20 protein-coding genes are annotated in these 17,922 nt (G+C 61.2%); 5 read left to right on the top strand and 15 right to left on the bottom strand.

Features of this window, described 5'->3' with window-relative positions:
- Positions 1-61: 61 nt before the first annotated feature.
- From E4O97_RS14535 to E4O97_RS14500, 8 genes are all read right to left on the bottom strand, one after another.
- A complete protein-coding gene (locus tag E4O97_RS14535) occupies positions 62-1,066 on the bottom strand; it encodes a septal ring lytic transglycosylase RlpA family protein (protein ID WP_103734857.1) in 1,005 nt (334 codons plus the stop codon).
- Positions 1,066-2,076, bottom strand: a complete 1,011-nt coding sequence (mltB, locus tag E4O97_RS14530) for a lytic murein transglycosylase B (RefSeq protein ID WP_005791758.1) — start codon at positions 2,074-2,076, stop codon at positions 1,066-1,068. Before mltB ends, E4O97_RS14535 begins: the two co-directional genes overlap by 1 nt.
- Before the next feature lie 17 nt (positions 2,077-2,093).
- Entirely contained in the window at positions 2,094-3,197 is a 1,104-nt protein-coding gene (gene rodA, locus E4O97_RS14525; RefSeq protein WP_050549432.1) for a rod shape-determining protein RodA, read from the bottom strand.
- A 31-nt stretch (positions 3,198-3,228) separates the two neighbouring features.
- The gene (mrdA, locus tag E4O97_RS14520) at positions 3,229-5,127 is read right to left on the bottom strand and encodes a penicillin-binding protein 2 (protein WP_032879291.1); all 1,899 of its coding nucleotides are present in this window, start codon (positions 5,125-5,127) and stop codon (positions 3,229-3,231) included.
- A 15-nt stretch (positions 5,128-5,142) separates the two neighbouring features.
- Positions 5,143-5,610 (bottom strand): 23S rRNA (pseudouridine(1915)-N(3))-methyltransferase RlmH, encoded by a 468-nt coding sequence (gene rlmH / locus E4O97_RS14515; RefSeq protein WP_003176297.1) that lies wholly within the window; start codon positions 5,608-5,610, stop codon positions 5,143-5,145.
- A 9-nt stretch (positions 5,611-5,619) separates the two neighbouring features.
- A complete protein-coding gene (gene rsfS / locus E4O97_RS14510) occupies positions 5,620-6,114 on the bottom strand; it encodes a ribosome silencing factor (RefSeq protein ID WP_003176298.1) in 495 nt (164 codons plus the stop codon).
- Between the two features lie 66 nt (positions 6,115-6,180).
- Complete coding sequence (nadD, locus tag E4O97_RS14505) at positions 6,181-6,825, bottom strand: nicotinate-nucleotide adenylyltransferase (RefSeq protein ID WP_032879289.1); 645 nt, start codon at positions 6,823-6,825, stop codon at positions 6,181-6,183.
- On the bottom strand, positions 6,825-8,090 hold the full coding sequence (locus tag E4O97_RS14500; RefSeq protein ID WP_005791769.1) for a glutamate-5-semialdehyde dehydrogenase: 1,266 nt from the start codon (positions 8,088-8,090) through the stop codon (positions 6,825-6,827). Before E4O97_RS14500 ends, nadD begins: the two co-directional genes overlap by 1 nt.
- 174 nt (positions 8,091-8,264) lie before the next feature.
- Between E4O97_RS14500 and E4O97_RS14495 the strand changes: the two genes are divergently transcribed.
- Both E4O97_RS14495 and E4O97_RS14490 read left to right on the top strand, forming a co-directional pair.
- Positions 8,265-8,948, top strand: a complete 684-nt coding sequence (locus tag E4O97_RS14495) for a DNA-3-methyladenine glycosylase (RefSeq protein WP_005791771.1) — start codon at positions 8,265-8,267, stop codon at positions 8,946-8,948.
- Between the two features lie 141 nt (positions 8,949-9,089).
- Positions 9,090-10,406, top strand: a complete 1,317-nt coding sequence (locus E4O97_RS14490) for a bifunctional DedA family/phosphatase PAP2 family protein (RefSeq protein WP_032879286.1) — start codon at positions 9,090-9,092, stop codon at positions 10,404-10,406.
- Here E4O97_RS14490 and E4O97_RS14485 read toward each other — a convergent pair.
- From E4O97_RS14485 to E4O97_RS14470, 4 genes are all read right to left on the bottom strand, one after another.
- Positions 10,400-10,615 carry a hypothetical protein gene (locus E4O97_RS14485; protein WP_032881203.1) on the bottom strand — a complete coding sequence of 72 codons (216 nt, stop codon included), beginning with the start codon at positions 10,613-10,615 and terminating at the stop codon, positions 10,400-10,402. The genes E4O97_RS14490 and E4O97_RS14485 overlap by 7 nt on opposite strands.
- A 100-nt stretch (positions 10,616-10,715) precedes the next feature.
- Complete coding sequence (locus E4O97_RS14480) at positions 10,716-11,306, bottom strand: LON peptidase substrate-binding domain-containing protein (RefSeq protein WP_032879285.1); 591 nt, start codon at positions 11,304-11,306, stop codon at positions 10,716-10,718.
- A gap of 22 nt (positions 11,307-11,328) precedes the next feature.
- The gene (locus E4O97_RS14475) at positions 11,329-12,045 is read right to left on the bottom strand and encodes an LrgB family protein (RefSeq protein WP_005791780.1); all 717 of its coding nucleotides are present in this window, start codon (positions 12,043-12,045) and stop codon (positions 11,329-11,331) included.
- Positions 12,042-12,395 (bottom strand): CidA/LrgA family protein, encoded by a 354-nt coding sequence (locus E4O97_RS14470; protein WP_005791782.1) that lies wholly within the window; start codon positions 12,393-12,395, stop codon positions 12,042-12,044. Before E4O97_RS14470 ends, E4O97_RS14475 begins: the two co-directional genes overlap by 4 nt.
- Before the next feature lie 185 nt (positions 12,396-12,580).
- On the opposite strand from E4O97_RS14470, the gene E4O97_RS14465 reads away from it, so the two are divergent.
- From E4O97_RS14465 to E4O97_RS14455, 3 genes are all read left to right on the top strand, one after another.
- Positions 12,581-13,036, top strand: a complete 456-nt coding sequence (locus tag E4O97_RS14465) for a MaoC family dehydratase (protein WP_005791783.1) — start codon at positions 12,581-12,583, stop codon at positions 13,034-13,036.
- A 105-nt stretch (positions 13,037-13,141) separates the two neighbouring features.
- Positions 13,142-14,860 (top strand): C13 family peptidase, encoded by a 1,719-nt coding sequence (locus E4O97_RS14460; protein ID WP_248161562.1) that lies wholly within the window; start codon positions 13,142-13,144, stop codon positions 14,858-14,860.
- Positions 14,861-14,889: 29 nt separating this feature from the next.
- Positions 14,890-15,531, top strand: coding sequence for an oxidoreductase (locus E4O97_RS14455; protein WP_032879283.1), 642 nt, complete (start codon positions 14,890-14,892; stop codon positions 15,529-15,531).
- Positions 15,532-15,652: 121 nt separating this feature from the next.
- Here the strand turns inward: E4O97_RS14455 and E4O97_RS14450 are convergent, their stop codons facing one another.
- From E4O97_RS14450 to mpl, 3 genes are read right to left on the bottom strand one after another with little or no spacing between them, the layout of a single operon-like run.
- The gene (locus E4O97_RS14450) at positions 15,653-15,937 is read right to left on the bottom strand and encodes a YceK/YidQ family lipoprotein (protein ID WP_148853997.1); all 285 of its coding nucleotides are present in this window, start codon (positions 15,935-15,937) and stop codon (positions 15,653-15,655) included.
- Positions 15,930-16,559: a flavin prenyltransferase UbiX gene (gene ubiX, locus E4O97_RS14445; RefSeq protein ID WP_005791790.1), complete on the bottom strand. Its 630-nt coding sequence runs from the start codon at positions 16,557-16,559 to the stop codon at positions 15,930-15,932. Before ubiX ends, E4O97_RS14450 begins: the two co-directional genes overlap by 8 nt.
- Positions 16,556-17,905: a UDP-N-acetylmuramate:L-alanyl-gamma-D-glutamyl-meso-diaminopimelate ligase gene (gene mpl / locus E4O97_RS14440; RefSeq protein WP_248136528.1), complete on the bottom strand. Its 1,350-nt coding sequence runs from the start codon at positions 17,903-17,905 to the stop codon at positions 16,556-16,558. Before mpl ends, ubiX begins: the two co-directional genes overlap by 4 nt.
- Positions 17,906-17,922 lie beyond the last annotated feature (17 nt).

Genomic DNA, 17,922 nt, shown 5'->3' with positions numbered 1-17,922 from the left:
TCCAACGAGCCAACAACCTGGACTCAAGCGCGCAGGCGCACCTGAGCCATCAATCCGTTACTTATTCTGCGGTGACCACGCTGGGTTGCCCCAGGTTGGCCAGGCGGACGCTGTTCTGCACTTGCGCCACTTCACTTGGCGAACCGATCGGGCCCATGCGTACACGGTGCAACGTTTGCTGGTTACGCACGATGGAACTGATGAAGACCGGCGCGCTGACCATACCGCTGAGCTTGGACCTTAACAGTTCTGCCGCATCCGGGTTGGCGAAAGCGCCGACCTGAAGGTATTGCCCGCCCGCCATCGAGGCGCCCGGTGCTGCGTGAGGGACGACGACGGTATCCGGAGCATGTTGCGCCGGCGGCGGCGTCCACTGCTCGATCTTGCCGGTCGAGGCCGTCACTTGCGGTTGGGGGGTTGCCGGTTCGTTAAGCATCAACGGCGCCGGCTTGCCACGCTGGGCCCAATACTGCGCCGGGTCGATGCCCTCGACTTTCACCCGTGCAGTGCCGGTTTCGGCGTAGCCAAGCTTCTTGGCCGCGGCGTAGGACAAATCGATGATCCGATCCGAATAGAACGGCCCGCGGTCGTTGACCCGCAGGATCACCGTACGGTTGTTGTCCAGGTTGGTAACGCGAACATAGCTGGGCAACGGCAGGGTCTTGTGGGCCGCGCTCATGCCGTACAGGTCATACACCTCGCCATTGGCGGTGTTCTGGCCATGAAACTTGGTGCCGTACCAAGACGCGGTGCCGGACTGCACGTAAGTCTTGGATTCCTGCAGCGGGAAGTAATTCTTGCCCAGAACGGTGTAGGGGTTGGCCTTGTAGGGGCCGGTGTGCAGGGTCGGCGTGGCATCCGGGATTTTCGAGACATCCACATCCCACCACGGCGCGCCGTCTTTGTGCGCACGGTTGATGTCCAGGCCCGGCTGGGCGCGCACCACCGTGCCGCCGGCCTTCTTGGCAGGCGCACGGTTAGGGGTGGTGGAGCAACTGGCAACCAGCAAGGACAACGCGGCGAACGCCACCAGCTTGAGCGGTTTTTTGAACGGCGATACCCGCATTACTTGTTGCCCCGTGCTTGAACCAGCTCATCTGACAGCTGATGCACGGCCATGGCGTACATCACACTGCGGTTATAACGCGTGATTGCGTAGAAATTCTTCAGGCCCATCCAGTATTCCGGGCCGTTTGCACCTTCCAGGCGGAATGCCGTCACCGGCATGTCGTCGCGTGGCGCATTCTGACTCGACCAGCCCAGCGCTCGCAACTCCCCGACGGTCTTGACCGGCTCGATACCCTGGGTCAAGCCTTCATCGGCGCGCTCACCTGTGACATCGGCGCGGATAACCACCGGTTCGCCGCCAACCCAGCCGTGACGCTTGAAGTAGCTGGCCACGCTGCCGATGGCGTCGTCGGGGTTGCTCCAGATATTGATATGGCCGTCGCCGTCAAAGTCCACCGCATAGGCGCGAAAGCTGCTCGGCATAAACTGCGGCAAGCCCATCGCGCCGGCGTACGAGCCCTTGAGTGTCATCGGGTCGACCTGTTCTTCGCGGGCCAGCAGCAGGAATTCGCGCAGCTCCTTGCGGAAGAATTCGGCACGCGGCGGGTAATCGAAGCCCAGGGTCGACAAGGCGTCGATCACCCGGTAGCTGCCGGTATTGCGGCCGTAGAACGTTTCAATGCCGATGATCGAGACGATGACCTGGGCCGGCACGCCGTATTCCTGCTCGGCGCGGGCCAGGACGGCTTCATGCTGGCGCCAGAAGTCCACGCCGCGGGCAATACGTGCGTCAGTAAGGAACATCGGGCGATATTCCTTCCACTGCTTCACGCGTTCGGCGGGGCGGGAAATGGCGTCGAGGATCGCCTGCTTTTTCTGGGCTTCGCGGAACACGCCCATCAGTTGCTCGCCAGCAAAACCGTAGTCGCGGGTCATCTCACCGACAAATTCGGCGACCTGGGGTGAACCATCGTAGTCACCGGCCTGCGCCTCTTGCGTTGCCCCCAGCAGCCCAATCAGGCCCATCCAGGTCGCATGCCGAGTCGCCCAGCCGCGCATTACTTGCATTGACATCTTCACCTTATTCAAACCTGTGCGATCCACTTGCGATGCGTATGAATCGACATCAAAACCCCAAACGCTGACAGCAATGTCACCAGCGAAGTTCCGCCGTAGCTAATGAATGGCAACGGCACCCCAACCACCGGCAGCAGGCCACTGACCATACCGATGTTGACGAAAACGTAAACAAAAAAAGTCATGGTCAGGCTGCCGGCAAGCAATTTACCGAACAGCGTCTGCGCCTGGGCGGTAATCACCAGGCCGCGACCAATCAACAGCAGATAGATCAACAATAAGGCGCAAATGCCCACCAGGCCGAACTCTTCGCCCATCACCGCGATGATGAAGTCGGTATGACTTTCGGGCAAGAAGTCCAGATGGGACTGGGTGCCCAGCAACCAGCCTTTGCCGAATACGCCGCCGGAACCGATGGCCGCCTTGGACTGGATGATGTTCCAGCCGGTGCCCAACGGGTCGCTCTCCGGGTCGAGGAACGTCAGGATCCGTTGCTTCTGATAGTCGTGCATGAAGAAGAACCACATGGCCACGGCCACGGGGACGGCAGCGGCCAGCACGCTGAGGATCCAGCGCCAGCGCAAGCCCCCCATAAACAGCACGAACGCGCCACCGGCCAGAATCAGCAATGAGGTGCCAAGGTCAGGCTGGCGCACGATCAGAATAAACGGCACGCCGATTAGAAGCAGGCTGATCACCACGTGCTTGAGCTGTGGCGGCAAGGTGCGCTTGGACAAGTACCAGGCGATGGTGGCCGGCATCAGGATCTTCATGAATTCCGACGGTTGGAAGCGAATCACCCCGGGAATGTTGATCCAGCGCGTGGCTCCCATGGCGTTATGGCCCATGACATCCACCACCACCAGCAGCAACACGCCGGCGACATACCCCAGCGGCACCCAACGCGCCATGAAGCGTGGTTCAAGCTGGGCGATCACCACCATCGACAACAGGCCCAGGCCAAACGAGGACGCCTGTTTGATCAGCAGGTCCCAGTTCTTGCCGCTGGCCGAATACAGCACGAACAGGCTGCCGGCCGCCAAGGTCAGCAGCAGGATCAGCAGGGGGCCATCAATGTGCATGCGTTGCAGCAACGTCGCACGGCGACGCATCACATCCTCGCTGGAGAGGATGCGGTCAAAATTACTCTTCACGGGCCGTAACCTCGGGGCTTGATGGGGGGCCGCCATATTCGGGCTTGAGCTTGCCATCCTCGGCCAACAGCCAGGCATCCATGATCTGCCGCACCACGGGCGCCGCGACGCCAGAGCCGGACTCACCGTTCTCGACCATCACCGAGACCACGATTTTCGGGTCGTCAGCCGGGGCGAAGCCGACAAACAAGGCGTGGTCGCGGTGACGCTCCTGAACCTTGGAACGGTCATATTTTTCGCCCTGCTTGATCGCGACCACCTGGGCCGTACCACTCTTGCCGGCGATGCGGTATTGCGCGCCGGCTGCCGCCTTGCGTGCGGTACCCCGTGCGCCGTGCATGACTTGCTGCATGCCGTGGTTGACCTTGGCCCAGTCCGACGGGTCGCGCAGCACAATATCGGGAATCGGGTTGTCGTCTACCGGCTTTTCGCCTTCGATGGTCTTGGCCAGGTGCGGCCGATTCCAGATGCCTTTATTGGCCACCAGCGCCGTGGCCTGGGCCAGTTGCAGCGGCGTGGCCTGCATATAGCCCTGGCCGATCCCCAGGATCAGGGTTTCACCCGGGAACCATGCCTGACGGCGCGTCGCACGCTTCCATTCCCGCGACGGCATCAGGCCGGGAGACTCTTCGAACATGTCCAGAGAGACTTTCTGACCGAGGCCGAACTTGCCCATGTAGGCAGACAGGCGATCGATCCCCAGCTTGTGGGCCAGGTCGTAAAAATAGGTGTCGTTGGAGCGCATGATCGCGGTGTCCAGGTCGACATAGCCGTCACCGGAGCGGTTCCAGTTACGGTATTTGTGATCATAGTTGGGCAGCATGTAGTAGCCGGGGTCATAGACCCGACTGGAGGCCGTGACCACGCCGGAATCCAGGCCGGCGATCGCCACCGCCGGCTTGATGGTCGAACCCGGTGGATACAGGCCGCGCAATACGCGGTTGAACAGCGGTCGATCGATGGAGTCGCGCAGCTCGGCGTAGGCCTTGAAGCTGATGCCGGTGACGAACAGGTTAGGGTCGAAACTCGGCTGACTGACCATCGCCAGCACTTCGCCGGTTTTCGGGTCCAGCGCCACCACGGCGCCACGCCGGCCACCCAGGGCCATCTCGGCCGCTTCCTGCAACTTGATGTCCAGGCTCAGCACAATGTCCTTGCCCGGTATCGGGTCGGTGCGCTTGAGCACGCGCAAGACGCGGCCGCGGGCGTTGGTCTCGACTTCTTCGTAACCCACCTGGCCGTGCAGCTCGGGCTCGTAGAAACGCTCGATGCCGGTCTTGCCGATATGATGGGTGCCGCTGTAATTGACCGGGTCGAGGGTTTTAAGCTCTTTCTCGTTGATCCGCCCCATATAGCCGACCGAGTGGGCAAAGTGCGCCCCTTGCGGATAGTGGCGCACCAACTGCGCCACCACTTCCACACCCGGCAGACGGAACTGGTTCACGGCGATTCGGGCGATCTGCTCTTCGGTCAGCTCGAACAGGATCGGCACCGGCTCGAACGGCCGGCGCCCCTGCTTCATGCGTTTCTCGAAGATCACCCGGTCTTCCGGCGTCAGTTGCAGCACCTCGACAATCACATCGAGCACCTGCTGCCAGTCGCCGGAACGCTCACGGGTCATGCTCAGGCTGAAGCTGGGGCGGTTATCCGCGACCACCACGCCATTGCGGTCGAAGATCAGCCCACGGGTCGGCGGAATCGGCTGCACATGCACCCGGTTGTTTTCCGACAGCGTGGAGTGATAGTCGTACTGGATCACCTGCAGGAAATACAGACGCGCAATCAGCACGCACATCAACGCCACCACCAAAATCGCACCGAACACCACCCGCGCGCGTACCAGACGTGCGTCTTTCTCGTGGTCCTTGATGCGGATCGGCTGGGTCATCGGGGGCAGCGCAGACTATTTGTGGTAAGGGTGCCCGGACAGAACTGTCCAGGCGCGATACAGCTGTTCACCGATCAGAATCCTTACCAACGGGTGCGGCAATGTCAGCGCCGACAACGACCAGCGCTGATCGGCTCGCGCGCAGACTTCCGGCGCCAGCCCCTCGGGGCCACCGACCATGAAGTTGACCGTACGCGAATCCAGGCGCCAGCGATCCAGTTCCACCGCCAACTGCTCGGTGCTCCAGGGCTTGCCGTGCACTTCGAGAGTGACGATACGCTCGTTGGGGCCGACCTTGGCCAGCATGGCTTCGCCTTCCTGGCGAATAAAGCGCGCCACATCGGCGTTCTTGCCCCGGGTATTGAGCGGTATTTCCACCAGTTCAAGCGACAGCTCAGCGGGCAGACGCTTGGCATACTCGTGCCAGCCTTCTTCCACCCACTTGGGCATGCGTGAACCGACAGCGATCAGACGCAGGCGCACAGCCGTTCCTTATTCCTGGTCTTTGTTGAGCTTGTCGAAGTGCGCGTGGCCCACTTCCGGGCTGTGGTGCTTGCCATCGGCGGCACGGCTCTGCTCGGCGCCTTTCCACAGACGTTCCAGGTCGTAGAACTGGCGGGCGTTGGAGGTCATCATGTGAACGATCACATCGTCCATGTCCAGCAGTACCCAGTCGCTGTCGCCCTTGCCTTCTTCACCCAAAGGCTTCACGCCCTGGGCTTTGACGGCTTCGCGAACCTTGTCCAGCATCGCGCCGATCTGGCGGTTGGAGGTACCGGTGGCGATGATCATGAAGTCGGTGATGCTTTGCTTGTCGCGTACGTCCAGCACCTGGATGTCCTGGGCCTTAACGTCTTCCAGGGCGGCCACGGCCACTTTCACCAGCTCTTCGCCAGCCAGTTCCGGGCCCACGTGGGCTTCAACCGGCAGCGGTGCGCTTTTGAAGGTGCCTTTGCGCTTAACTTTGCTTACGTCTTTGTTCGTCATATAAAACTCGTTTTGCTCGTATGTTCGGGCGCTTGCTGCACGGTTCGTGCGTTCAAGCGCGCCTTTTCAGTTCGACGCACGGTAAAGCCCGTGCGCATCGATGTAGGCCAGGACCGCGTCAGGCACCAGGAAACGTACCGACTTACCGCTGGCCAGCAGTTGACGGATCTGGGTGGCGGACACCGCAAGCGGGGTCTGCCAGACGAATGCAATATTCCCGTTCGGCCCGGTCAGGGCCAAGGGGTCACTCACCGACCGCGCGGCCAGCAGGTTGCGCAAGGCATCCGGCGGTTCGCTGTCGGCATCCGGGCGTTGCAAAACCAGGATGTGGCAATGCTGGAGGAGCTCCTCCCAGCGGTGCCAAGAGGGCAGGCCGCAAAATGCGTCCCAGCCCAAAAGCAGAAACAACTGGTCATCTGCGGCCATCTCGGCACGCATCAGCTCCAGGGTGTCGACAGTGTAGGACGGTTTATCGCGCTTGAGCTCGCGGTCGTCCACCATCAACGGCTGTATGCCCTCTACGGCCACCTGCACCATTTCCAGACGCTGTTGCGCGGACACCTGCGGCGTATCGCGATGCGGCGGCCGAAAATTGGGCAGCAGCCGCACCTCGTCCAGCGCCAGGGCATCGGCGACTTCCAGGGCACTGCGCAAATGGCCGATGTGCACGGGGTCGAAAGTACCGCCGAGCAGCCCGATGCGTTTAGCCATCAAGTGCGCACATGACCGTCGCCGAACACTACGTACTTCTCGCTGGTCAGCCCTTCAAGGCCAACCGGGCCGCGTGCATGGAGCTTGTCGGTGGAGATACCGATCTCCGCCCCCAGGCCATACTCGAAGCCGTCGGCAAAACGTGTCGAGGCGTTGATCATCACCGAAGCGGAGTCCACTTCATTGAGGAAACGCCGGGCATCGCTGAAATGCTCGGAAACAATGGCGTCGGTGTGCTTGGAGCCGTATTTATTGATGTGTTCGATGGCCTGATCCAGGTCGTCGACGATGCGAATCGACAGGATCGGCGCCGTGTATTCGGTGTACCAGTCTTGTTCAGTCGCTTCGATCACATCGCTGCCGAGCAGTGCACGGGTACGCTCGCAGCCACGCAGTTCCACGCCCTTGTCACGGTAGATGGCAGCCAGCGGCGGCAGCACGCGCTCGGCAATGCCGGCGTGCACCAGCAGGGTTTCCATGGTGTTGCACGGCGCGTAGCGGTGGGTCTTGGCGTTGTCGGCAATGCGAATCGCCTTGTCGAGGTCGGCGGCTATGTCGATGAAGACGTGGCACACGCCGTCCAGATGCTTGATGACTGGCACCTTGGCATCCCGGCTGACGCGCTCGATCAGGCTCTTGCCGCCACGGGGCACAATCACGTCGACGAATTCCGGCATGGTGATCAACGCGCCCACAGCCGCGCGGTCGGTGGTTTCCACCACTTGCACCACTTCAGCTGGCAACTCGGCCACGGCCAGGCCTTGCTGGATGCAGGCGGCGATAGCACGGTTGGAATTGATCGCCTCGGAGCCGCCTCGCAGGATGGTGGCGTTGCCCGACTTCAGGCACAGGCTCGCGGCGTCGATGGTCACGTTCGGACGCGACTCGTAGATGATGCCGATCACACCCAGCGGCACGCGCATCTTGCCGACCTGGATACCGGACGGCAGGTAGCGCATGTCGCGGATTTCACCGATGGGGTCAGGCAGCTTGGCCACCTGACGCAGGCCTTCGATCATGTCGTCGATACGTGCCGGGGTCAGTGCCAGGCGATCCAGCAAGGCCGGTTCCAGGCCATTGGCGCGACCGTTGGCCAAGTCCAGTTCATTGGCAGCGGTCAACTCGGAGCGCGAAGCATCCAGAGCATCGGCAGCCGCCAGCAGCGCACGGTTCTTCTGCGCAGTGCTCGCACGGGCGATCAACCGCGAGGCCTGACGGGCAGCGCGACCCAGGCGGGTCATGTAGTCAAGAACGGACTCAGTCATGGTCAGGGAGTCTTGGCAAAGAGGAAAGCGGCAGATTATAGCTGTGACGCCGCTCGACTGACAGCGGTGAGGGGCGGATGGTCGAAATGAACTGTAAAAACCCGGGGTTCAGCGGTAATTAAGGTGAGAGTTGTTATTATTCCGTCACATTTAGCCGTAATAACCCTGAACGCCATGCCCGGACTTACCGCCCCACTCCCCGCAAGCGCCCTGCCCGACGGCTTCTTCGACCGCGATGCACAACTGCTCGCGCAAGAACTGTTGGGGAAAATCATTCGCCACCGTGTTGGTGATCTCTGGCTTTCGGCGCGAATTATTGAAACCGAAGCCTATTACGTGGCCGAAAAAGGCAGCCATGCGTCGCTGGGTTACACAGAAAAGCGTAAGGCTTTGTTTCTGGATGGCGGTCATATCTATATGTACTACGCCAGGGGCGGTGATTCCCTGAACTTCAGCGCCCACGGCCCGGGGAATGCCGTGCTGATCAAGTCGGCTTACCCGTGGGTCGATGAAATCTGCGGGCCGGCGAGCCTGGCGCAAATGCTGTTGAACAACCCCAACCCCGACGGCAGCCCGCGCCCGGCGCAGAAGCTGTGCGCCGGGCAGACCCTGTTGTGCAAGGCACTGGGCCTGAAAGTGCCGATGTGGGACGCCAAGCGCTTCGATCAGGAACTGCTGTATGTCGAAGATGTGGGCCAGGTGCCCACACAGATTATCCAGACCACCCGGCTGGGCATTCCCAGCGGGCGCGATGAACACTTGATGTACCGCTTCGTCGATGCCGGCTATGCGCCGTACTGCACGCGGAACCCGCTGCGTCGCGGGCAGGTCGAAGGCCGCGATTATTTTTTGATCTAACGGGCGACACATCCCATGTGGGAGCTGGCTTGCCTGCGATAGCGGTGGGCCAGGCAACTTCCATGCTGGCCATGCCGCAGCCATCGCAGGCAAGCCAGCTCCCACAGTGGAAATTCACCGTCTCATTATGGAGTGGATTGTATGGGCCAATGGCTCGATAGCATCACCGGCTGGCTGACCCTGAACCCGCAATGGCTGGCAGCCGCGGTGTTTATTGTCGCGTGCGTGGAGTGCCTGGCCATTGCCGGGCTAATCGTGCCGGGCACGGTATTGCTGTTTGCGATTGCCGCACTGGCCGGCAGCGGTGCGCTGTCACTGAGTGAAACCCTGCTGCTGGGCTTCCTCGGCGGTCTATTGGGCGACGGGGTTTCCTACTACCTGGGCCGACATTTCCATCAGAACATCCGGCGCTTGCCGGGCCTGCGACATCATCCGGAATGGATGAATGGCGCAGAAACCTACTTCCACAAGTACGGCATCGCCAGCCTGCTGGTCGGACGCTTCATCGGGCCATTGCGGCCCATGCTGCCGATGGTCGCCGGTATGTGCGACATGCCGTTCCCGCGCTTTGCGATCGTCAGCCTGATCGCCGCCGCCGGTTGGTCAGTGGCGTATCTGCTGCCGGGCTGGGCAGCCGGTGCCGCGTTCCGCCTGCCCTTGCCGGAAGGTTTCTGGCCGGAAGCGGCGATTGTCGCGGCGTGCCTGGCGGCGCTGTTGGGATTAAGTTTGAACAGCAGCCTGCGCGCCCATCGTCGCGCAACGTTGTGGATCGGTTGTGCCAGCCTGACCTTGCTGATCGCGCTGTTTATCGGCTACCCGCATCTCAATGACTTCGATCAGGGCCTGAGCGCCCTGGTGCAGGAGCATCGCAGCCCGTGGCTGGATGAGGTGATGGTGCGGATCACGCAATTGGGCGAGTTCAAGAAAATGTTCGTCGCCAGCGCGGTGTTCACCGCCCTGTTGTTTGTGGCCCGGCAATGGCGCCACGCGCTGTTTGTGGGAGCGACCCTGGCAGGCGCGGCGGTGATCAACACCGGCACCAAGCTGTTTTTTGCCCGCGGCCGCCCGGAGATTCTGACCGACCCGTTGACCAGTTTCAGTATGCCCAGCGGCCATGCCTCCGGCGCTTTTGCGTTCTTCCTGGCGCTCGCGGTATTGGCCGGTCGCGGCCAACCCACGCGATTGCGCCTGACCTGGATGCTGCTGGGCTGCATACCCGCCGCATTCATTGCTCTGTCGCGGGTTTACCTGGGCGCTCACTGGCCCAGCGACATCCTCGCAGGCACGCTACTGGCCATGACGGTGTGTGCGTTCAGCCTGACCGTGATCCAGTACCGCAGCCCGCTGCCGGCAATGACGCAAAAAGCCTGGTGGCTGGTATTGCCGGCGGTGGTGGCGGTGCTCGGCTTCATTGCATTCACCGGCACCTCCCATGCATTGCTCAGGTACGCCTACTGACCCTTGGCCGGGCCAATCCAGTCCACTGAAGCAGAGCGACGCTCCACGCAACGCTCGCGTCGCTCCAGCAGCATCTCGTCGGCAATGTCGGCGGCGCGCTCGGCGATGTACTCTGCGCCCCGGGTGGCGTCCTGCTGGAGCAATTGCGTGGTCACGCTGACAAAATACGTGTCCCAGGCGACTTGTTCCGATGGTGTCAGACGAATCATGGTCATCCCCGATCATTATGGTGTGATCGGAAAATATTGCAGGCGCCGCGCCTGAAATGACGTAGCAAAATCCGAAAGCAACCGCAGAAAATTCTGTATCTCAGGTGAACAACTCACCCTGCAATTCATCCAGCAACATCTGAATGGCATCCAGCCGCTGCTGCGGATCGTCAATTCGCAGCAAGTCGACCTTATCGGCGTCGGTAAACGGCAGCAGGTACGCCAGTTGGTTGCCGAGGGCCTGCTGGCTTTCGGCATGGGCGTTCATCTCCAGCGAAGCCACCATCGGGTGCTCCGCCAGGGCCTCCAGCAGCGCCAGCAAGTCGGCGTCCTCTTCTTCCAGAGGCCGATCCGGCATCTCCTCCAACCATTTAACCTCGGCCACCAGCAATTGATCTTTCTGCACCGTGACGTCTAGTACGCGGAAACGCCGGCCACCCTCGACACGAATCCCCAGCAGGCCATTGTCCTGCTGTTTGAAGTCGCGAATAAACGCTTCGCAGCCGATCAGCGCGTAGCCGTCCGGGGCTATGCCCACTTCCTGGTCATTGAAGATGCACACCACACCAAAGCTTTCACCCTTTTTCATGCAGCGGCTGATCATGTCCAGGTAGCGCGCCTCAAATATCTGCAGGTCGAGGGTGCAGCCTGGGAACAGCACAGTGTTGAGTGGGAACAGCGCCAGACTCATAACGGTTTCCTTAAAACCCGGGTTAAACAATTACCGACACGGCCAACGGCAGAAACACCGCCGTCGCCACGCCCATCAGGCTCATGGCCAGCGCCGCAAAGGCACCGCACTCTTCGCTTTCCTGCAGGGCCACCGAGGTGCCGACCGCATGGGCGGTCATGCCCAGCGCCATGCCCCGCGCTTCAGGGCTGTGCACGCCCAGGCGCGACAGATACGCCGGGCCGATCATCGCGCCGACCACCCCGGTGATCAGTACAAACACTGCCGCCAATGCCGCCACGCCACCAATCTGTTCGGCGACCAGCATGGCAATCGGCGACGTCACCGACTTGGGTGCCATGGTCATCAGCACCCTGTGTTCGGCACCAAACCACCACCCCAACAGCACACACAAGCCGGTAGCCAACACCCCGCCTACCACCAGCGTAGTAAAAATCGGCCAGAACAATTGGCGAATCCGCCGCAGGTTGAGATAAAGCGGTACCGCCAATGCCACCGTCGCAGGCCCCAGCAGGATCCCCATGATCTCGGTGCTTTCGCGGTACTCGGCGTAACTCAGGCCACAGGCGAGCAACACACCGATCACCAGCAACATCGACACCAGCACCGGTTGCAGGAAGATCCAGCGGGTTTTCTCGTACCCCGCCAGCACCAACTGATAGGCGCCCAGGGTGATACCGATGCCGAACAACGGATGATGAATGACCGCCGTCCAGGCGCCCTGCCAGTCAAGCATCATTGGTCCTTCTCCTTGCGCCTGACCATCTGCTGCATCAGCACACCGACAAAGCCCATGGCGATCACCAGCGACAACACCAGCGCCCCGACGATAGCCCAGAAGTCCGCGACAATGTCCTTGGCGTAGACCATCACTCCCACGGCGGGCGGCACCAACAGCAACGGCAGATAACGCAACAGGCTGCCAGCCGCCAGGCTCAGCGGCTCGCCGACTTCACCGCGCCAGACCAGAAAGCCCAGCATCAGCAGCAGCCCGATGATCGGCCCCGGCAGTACCGGCAACAGCAAATGATTGATCGCCGTACCGATCAATTGAAACAGCACCAGCCAAGTCAGGCCACGTAACAGCATCCCGCTCTCTCCCCCCTCAAAGCCCATGCGCATTATAAGCACGCCCGCCCTATGCCCAGGCATTCGCCAAAAGCATGTTGGGTTGACCGGGCCATTTGCCCATGATGATCTACATTGGTTCTCTGTATCCCATATAAAACCCCTTATCAACGGGGGATAAAAATGATGAACCCAGGAGAGACGCAATGCCCTATGTACCCGTAGCGCAGCTCAAAGATTATGTCGGCAAGGAACTGGGACGTTCCGAATGGCTCACCATCGACCAGGCGCGCATCAACCTGTTCGCAGAGGCCACCGGCGATCATCAGTTCATCCACGTCGACCCGGTCAAGGCCGCACAAACCCCGTTCGGCAGCACCATCGCCCACGGTTTCCTGTCACTGTCACTGATGCCCAAGCTGATGGAAGACATCCTGATCATGCCCGAGGGCTTGAAAATGGCCGTCAACTACGGCCTGGACAGTGTGCGCTTCATCCAGCCGGTGAAGGTCGACTCCAAGGTGCGCCTGAACGTCACGCTCACCGACGTCACCGAGAAAAAACCCGGCCAATGGCTGTTCAAGGCCACCGCCACCCTGGAAATCGAAGGCCAGGAGAAACCTGCCTATATTGCCGAGTCGCTGTCACTCTGCTTCGTGTAAGGCCGACCCTGTGGCGAGGCAATAAACCTTGCCACAGTGTATGTAAATTTATGTATGAATCTCGCGGCTGCGGCATACTCGGCGCTCAATTATCCGGATCCCGCTATGCGCCCACTCGCTCCCCTTGCCCTTGCCCTGTTGCTGACCGCTTGCGGAGACGGCGAATCGCTGTTGCCGCCCGATGCGCGCCTGCCCGATGGCGGCCGCTACCGTGGCGATGTGGTCAACGGCCTGCTGCAAGGCCAGGGCCGCGTGGACTACCCCAACGGTAGTTGGTACGCCGGCCAGTTCGATAAAGGCCAGTGGCACGGCCAGGGCGAATGGCATGGCAGCAATGGCGAAGTCTATAAAGGCCAGTTCCAGCAGGGCCTGTTTGATGGCCAGGGCAGCTTGACTACCACGGGCAGCAGCTATGTCGGCAGCTTCAAGAACGGTCGACGCGATGGCGAAGGCACCCTCAAAGAAGGGCAGATGACCTATCGCGGCGAGTTCAAGGACGACCAGTACGCAGGCCTCGGTCGCCTGGAATTGGCCGATGGCAGCCAGTACCAGGGCCAATTTGCCCACGGCAAGCCCAATGGCGAAGGCCAGCGCAATGACGACAGCGGCAATCAGTTCAGCGGCCACTTTGTCGATGGCCAACTGGAAGGCAATGGCACCTTCAATAGCGCTGAGGGCGATATCTATATCGGCCAATTCAAGCAGAACCAACTCAACGGCAAAGGCCGCTATGAAAACGCCGACGGCGACGTATGGGTCGGCCAGTTCAAGGAAGGCGCCCTCAGTGGCAAAGGCGAATTGATTGGCGCCGATGGCAGCCACTACGTCGGTCAGTTCAGTGACTGGCGCTTTACCGGTGAGGGGCGCCTGAACCTCACCGATGGCAGCTTCTATATCGGTGGCTTCGACAGCGACAACTATCAGGGGCGTGGCACCCTCGTGCTCACCGACGGCACCGTGCAGGCCGGCACCTGGGTCAATGGCCTGCGCGTGCGCGATGCCGATGGCAAGTTGCTGCCCGACCCACTGGAAACCGGCCTATTGGCCCAAGGCCGCTTGCTCGAAGAGGCCCTGGCCGCCGTGCCGGCCTCGACACCTGCCGTCGAGCTTTATACGTTGGCGTTGGCAGGTGACGGCAAGCAAAGCGTGTTTCTGCGCGAAGCCGATTACGTCAGCAACCTGCTCACCACCCGCTTCGGCGCGCGCGGGCAGGTCCGCCTGGTCAACCACCGTGACCACATCGCCGACCGTCCGCTGGCCACCCGCGAAAGCCTGCGGCGTTCCGTGCAAACCCTGGCCGAACGTACCGGGCCCGAAGACCTGGTGTTCATCTACTTGACCAGCCACGGCACCCATGAACATGAGTTGGTGCTCGACCAGCCGCGCATGGAACTGGCCGACCTGCCCGCCGATGAACTGGCCGCCGTGCTGGCGCCGTTGAAAAACCGCGACAAGATCATCGTGATTTCCGCCTGCTACTCCGGCGGTTTCATTCCGGCCCTGAAAGATGAGCGCACGCTGATCATGACGGCATCCCGTGCGGATCGCGTGTCCTTTGGCTGTTCAGAAGAGGCGGACTTTACCTACTTTGGCGATGCCCTTTTCGCACAAGCCTTCAACCAAACGGACGATTTGCAACACGCGTTCAAACTGGCACAACTGCATGTGGCCGAACGCGAACAGGCGGACAACTTCGAAGCCTCAGAACCGCAGATATGGGCGCCCAAAGGCGTGATCGCCCATTGGCAACTATTACGCAAACAGCAGGCACGAAAGGCGCTCGAAAGCGTCTCAATGAATAGCAAGGAAGCCAAAGGCAACTAAGCTGTAACGTGTAACAAGGGGGAAACATCATGTACCTGACACCTCAGCATATCTTGCTGGCCGGGGCCTCTGGCCTCACCGGCGAACACCTGCTTGATCGCCTGCTCAACGAACCCACCGTGACCCGTGTACTGGCGCCGAGCCGCAAGCCGCTGGCTGAACACCCACGCCTGGAAAACCCGGTGGGCGACCCTGCAGTGTTCCTGCCGCAACTGAGCGGCCGGGTGGACATTGCCTTTTGCTGCCTGGGCACCACGATCAAGAAAGCCGGCTCGGAAACGGCGTTCCGTGCGGTCGATCTGGACATGGTGGTGGCCTTCGCCAAGCGCGCTCGGGAACTGGGTGCGCGGCATCTGATCGTGATCAGTGCGATCGGCGCCGACCCGAAATCCTCAGTGTTCTACAACCGAGTCAAGGGCGAAATGGAGCAGGCACTCAAAGCCCAGGACTGGCCGCAACTGACCATCGTGCGACCTTCCTTGCTGCTGGGGGAGCGGCTGGAACCGCGTCTGGCCGAACAGCTGGCCGGGCCGTTGTCGCGTTTGATTCCGGGCAAGTACCACGGCATCGAAGTCTGCGAACTGGCTCGCGCCATGTGGCGCCTGGCGCTGGAAGAACAGGATGGCGTACGGGTGGTGGAGTCGGATGAGCTGCGCAAGCTCGGCAAGTAAGAACGCCAATCCAAATGTGGGAGGGGGCTTGCTCCCGATGACGGTGGGTCAGCAACAATGTAGTTGCCTGACACGGCGCCATCGGGAGCAAGCCCCCTCCCACATTGGGTTCGTGTAGTTCTCAGAGTCCGCCAGTGGCGTTGAAGCCCACGCCCAGCACGGTCAACAAAGACAGTGGCAACAGCAGCGTATCGAGCAACGCGCTGGCGGGCAGGTCGATATGAGGATAGGTGGGCGCCTCGGCACCAAAGCGGTCCTTGGCACAGCAGCCGCCATTGATCGCATACAAATCCAGGCGTGTACCGGCATACACCACTGGCGCGCCCGCTTGCGCGGCGTCCAGGGTGCGTGCCGTGGCGCAACCAGCGAGGTGCAACGCCAGTAATAGCAGCAGCACTTTATTCATCGCCGCCCAAATGGTGCTCGCCCCAGCGCGGCAGCATGTCCTGGGGAATGTTCAGCAGGTTGAGAATGCGCGCCACCACGAAGTCCACCAGGTCATCAATGGTTTGGGGCTGGTGATAGAAGCCCGGCGACGCGGGCAAGATGGTCACGCCCATGTTCGACAACTTGAGCATGTGTTCCAGGTGAATACTCGAATACGGTGCTTCGCGCGGTACCAGGATCAATTGGCGACGCTCCTTCAAGGTCACGTCCGCCGCCCTTTCGATCAGGTTATTGCAGGCGCCCGTGGCAATCGCCGACAGGGTGCCGGTGGAGCATGGCACCACCACCATCGCCGCCGGCGCGCCGGAGCCCGAAGCTACGGGCGACATCCAGTCTTCCTTGCCATAGACCTTGATCTGCCCCGCCGCCGCACCGGTGTATTCGGTGAGGAACGCTTGCATCATCTGCACCTTGGCCGGCAATTGCACATCCGTCTCGGTCGCCAGCACCAATTGGGCGGCCTTGGAAATCAGGAAGTGCACTTCACGGTCTTCACGTACCAGGCAATCCAGCAGGCGCAGGCCGTAAGGCGCGCCGGATGCGCCGGTCATTGCCAGGGTGATACGTTCGGGGCCGCTCATTTCAACGCCTCGGCCAGCTTGCCGTGCAAGCCGCCAAAGCCGCCGTTGCTCATGACTACCACATGGGTGCCGGGCTTGGCCAAGTGCTTCACATGCTCAATGATGCCTTCCAGCGAATCACACACGGTCGAAGGCACGGTGCACAGCGCAGCGATCCCCGGCAGGTCCCAACCAAGGTTGGCAGGCGCGTACCAGACCACCTGGTCGGCGTCGTTGACGCTTTCCGGCAGGCCATCGCGGTGCGCACCCAGCTTCATGGAGTTGGAGCGCGGTTCGACGATCGCAATGATTTGGGCATCGCCAACGCGCTTGCGCAGGCCGTCGAGCGTAGTGGCGATAGCTGTTGGATGGTGGGCAAAGTCGTCGTAGATGGTAATCCCATTCACGTCGGCGACTTTTTCCATGCGCCGCTTGACGCTTTTGAATGCGCTCAAGGCCGCGATGCCCATGGCCGGCACCACACCGACATGCCGTGCAGCCGCCAGGGTTACCAGCGCGTTGGCAACATTGTGCTGGCCGGTCATATCCCACTCCACGACGCCTTGGGCTTGGCCTTCGAACAGCACTTCAAACCGGGAGCCGTCTTCGCTGAGCAACTTGACCTGCCATTGCCCGCCCACACCGGTGGTCTGCACCGGCGTCCAGCAGCCCATGTCGATCACGCGCTGCAACGCCGGTTCAGTGGTCGGGTGGATGACCAGGCCTTCACTCGGGATGGTGCGAACCAAGTGATGAAACTGCCGCTCAATAGCCGCCAGATCGGGAAAGATGTCCGCGTGATCAAACTCCAGATTATTCAGGATCGCTGTGCGCGGACGGTAGTGGACGAACTTGGAGCGCTTGTCGAAAAACGCGCTGTCGTATTCATCGGCTTCGATCACGAAAAACGGCGTATCGCCCAGGCGCGCCGACACCGAGAAATTCTGCGGCACGCCGCCGATCAGGAAGCCCGGGCTCATGCCCGCATGTTCCAGCACCCAGGCGAGCATACTGCTGGTGGTGGTCTTGCCGTGAGTGCCGGCCACCGCCAATACCCAACGACCTTGCAACACATGATCAGCCAGCCATTGAGGGCCTGAGACGTAAGGCAAACCTTTATTGAGCACGTACTCGACCGCTGGGTTGCCGCGGGACATGGCGTTGCCAATCACTACCAGATCCGGCGCCGGGTCGAATTGCGAGGGGTCGTAACCTTGGGTCAGCTCGATACCTTGCGCCTGCAGCTGCGTGCTCATGGGCGGATAAACATTGGCATCGGAGCCCGTAACGTGATGGCCCAGCTCTTTGGCCAGAACCGCCATCGAACCCATGAACGTACCGCAGATACCCAGAATATGAATGTGCATAGTCGACCTCGTAAACA

Origin of the sequence: Pseudomonas sp. W15Feb34 (genome assembly GCF_023127765.1) — a bacterium.
GTDB classification, from domain to species: domain Bacteria; phylum Pseudomonadota; class Gammaproteobacteria; order Pseudomonadales; family Pseudomonadaceae; genus Aquipseudomonas; species Aquipseudomonas synxantha_A.
Note: the sequence above shows the minus strand (reverse complement) of the source record. Positions and strands in the feature narration are given on the sequence as shown.

Coding starts and splice junctions, on each gene's coding strand:
- E4O97_RS14535 (WP_103734857.1), bottom strand. CDS start 1,066: ATGCGGGTATCGCCGTTCAAAAAACCGCTCAAGCTGGTGGCGTTCGCC.
- mltB (WP_005791758.1), bottom strand. CDS start 2,076: ATGCAAGTAATGCGCGGCTGGGCGACTCGGCATGCGACCTGGATGGGC.
- rodA (WP_050549432.1), bottom strand. CDS start 3,197: ATGCGTCGCCGTGCGACGTTGCTGCAACGCATGCACATTGATGGCCCC.
- mrdA (WP_032879291.1), bottom strand. CDS start 5,127: ATGACCCAGCCGATCCGCATCAAGGACCACGAGAAAGACGCACGTCTG.
- rsfS (WP_003176298.1), bottom strand. CDS start 6,114: ATGACGAACAAAGACGTAAGCAAAGTTAAGCGCAAAGGCACCTTCAAA.
- nadD (WP_032879289.1), bottom strand. CDS start 6,825: ATGGCTAAACGCATCGGGCTGCTCGGCGGTACTTTCGACCCCGTGCAC.
- E4O97_RS14500 (WP_005791769.1), bottom strand. CDS start 8,090: ATGACTGAGTCCGTTCTTGACTACATGACCCGCCTGGGTCGCGCTGCC.
- E4O97_RS14495 (WP_005791771.1), top strand. CDS start 8,265: ATGCCCGGACTTACCGCCCCACTCCCCGCAAGCGCCCTGCCCGACGGC.
- E4O97_RS14490 (WP_032879286.1), top strand. CDS start 9,090: ATGGGCCAATGGCTCGATAGCATCACCGGCTGGCTGACCCTGAACCCG.
- E4O97_RS14485 (WP_032881203.1), bottom strand. CDS start 10,615: ATGATTCGTCTGACACCATCGGAACAAGTCGCCTGGGACACGTATTTT.
- E4O97_RS14480 (WP_032879285.1), bottom strand. CDS start 11,306: ATGAGTCTGGCGCTGTTCCCACTCAACACTGTGCTGTTCCCAGGCTGC.
- E4O97_RS14475 (WP_005791780.1), bottom strand. CDS start 12,045: ATGATGCTTGACTGGCAGGGCGCCTGGACGGCGGTCATTCATCATCCG.
- E4O97_RS14470 (WP_005791782.1), bottom strand. CDS start 12,395: ATGCTGTTACGTGGCCTGACTTGGCTGGTGCTGTTTCAATTGATCGGT.
- E4O97_RS14465 (WP_005791783.1), top strand. CDS start 12,581: ATGCCCTATGTACCCGTAGCGCAGCTCAAAGATTATGTCGGCAAGGAA.
- E4O97_RS14460 (WP_248161562.1), top strand. CDS start 13,142: ATGCGCCCACTCGCTCCCCTTGCCCTTGCCCTGTTGCTGACCGCTTGC.
- E4O97_RS14455 (WP_032879283.1), top strand. CDS start 14,890: ATGTACCTGACACCTCAGCATATCTTGCTGGCCGGGGCCTCTGGCCTC.
- E4O97_RS14450 (WP_148853997.1), bottom strand. CDS start 15,937: ATGAATAAAGTGCTGCTGCTATTACTGGCGTTGCACCTCGCTGGTTGC.
- ubiX (WP_005791790.1), bottom strand. CDS start 16,559: ATGAGCGGCCCCGAACGTATCACCCTGGCAATGACCGGCGCATCCGGC.
- mpl (WP_248136528.1), bottom strand. CDS start 17,905: ATGCACATTCATATTCTGGGTATCTGCGGTACGTTCATGGGTTCGATG.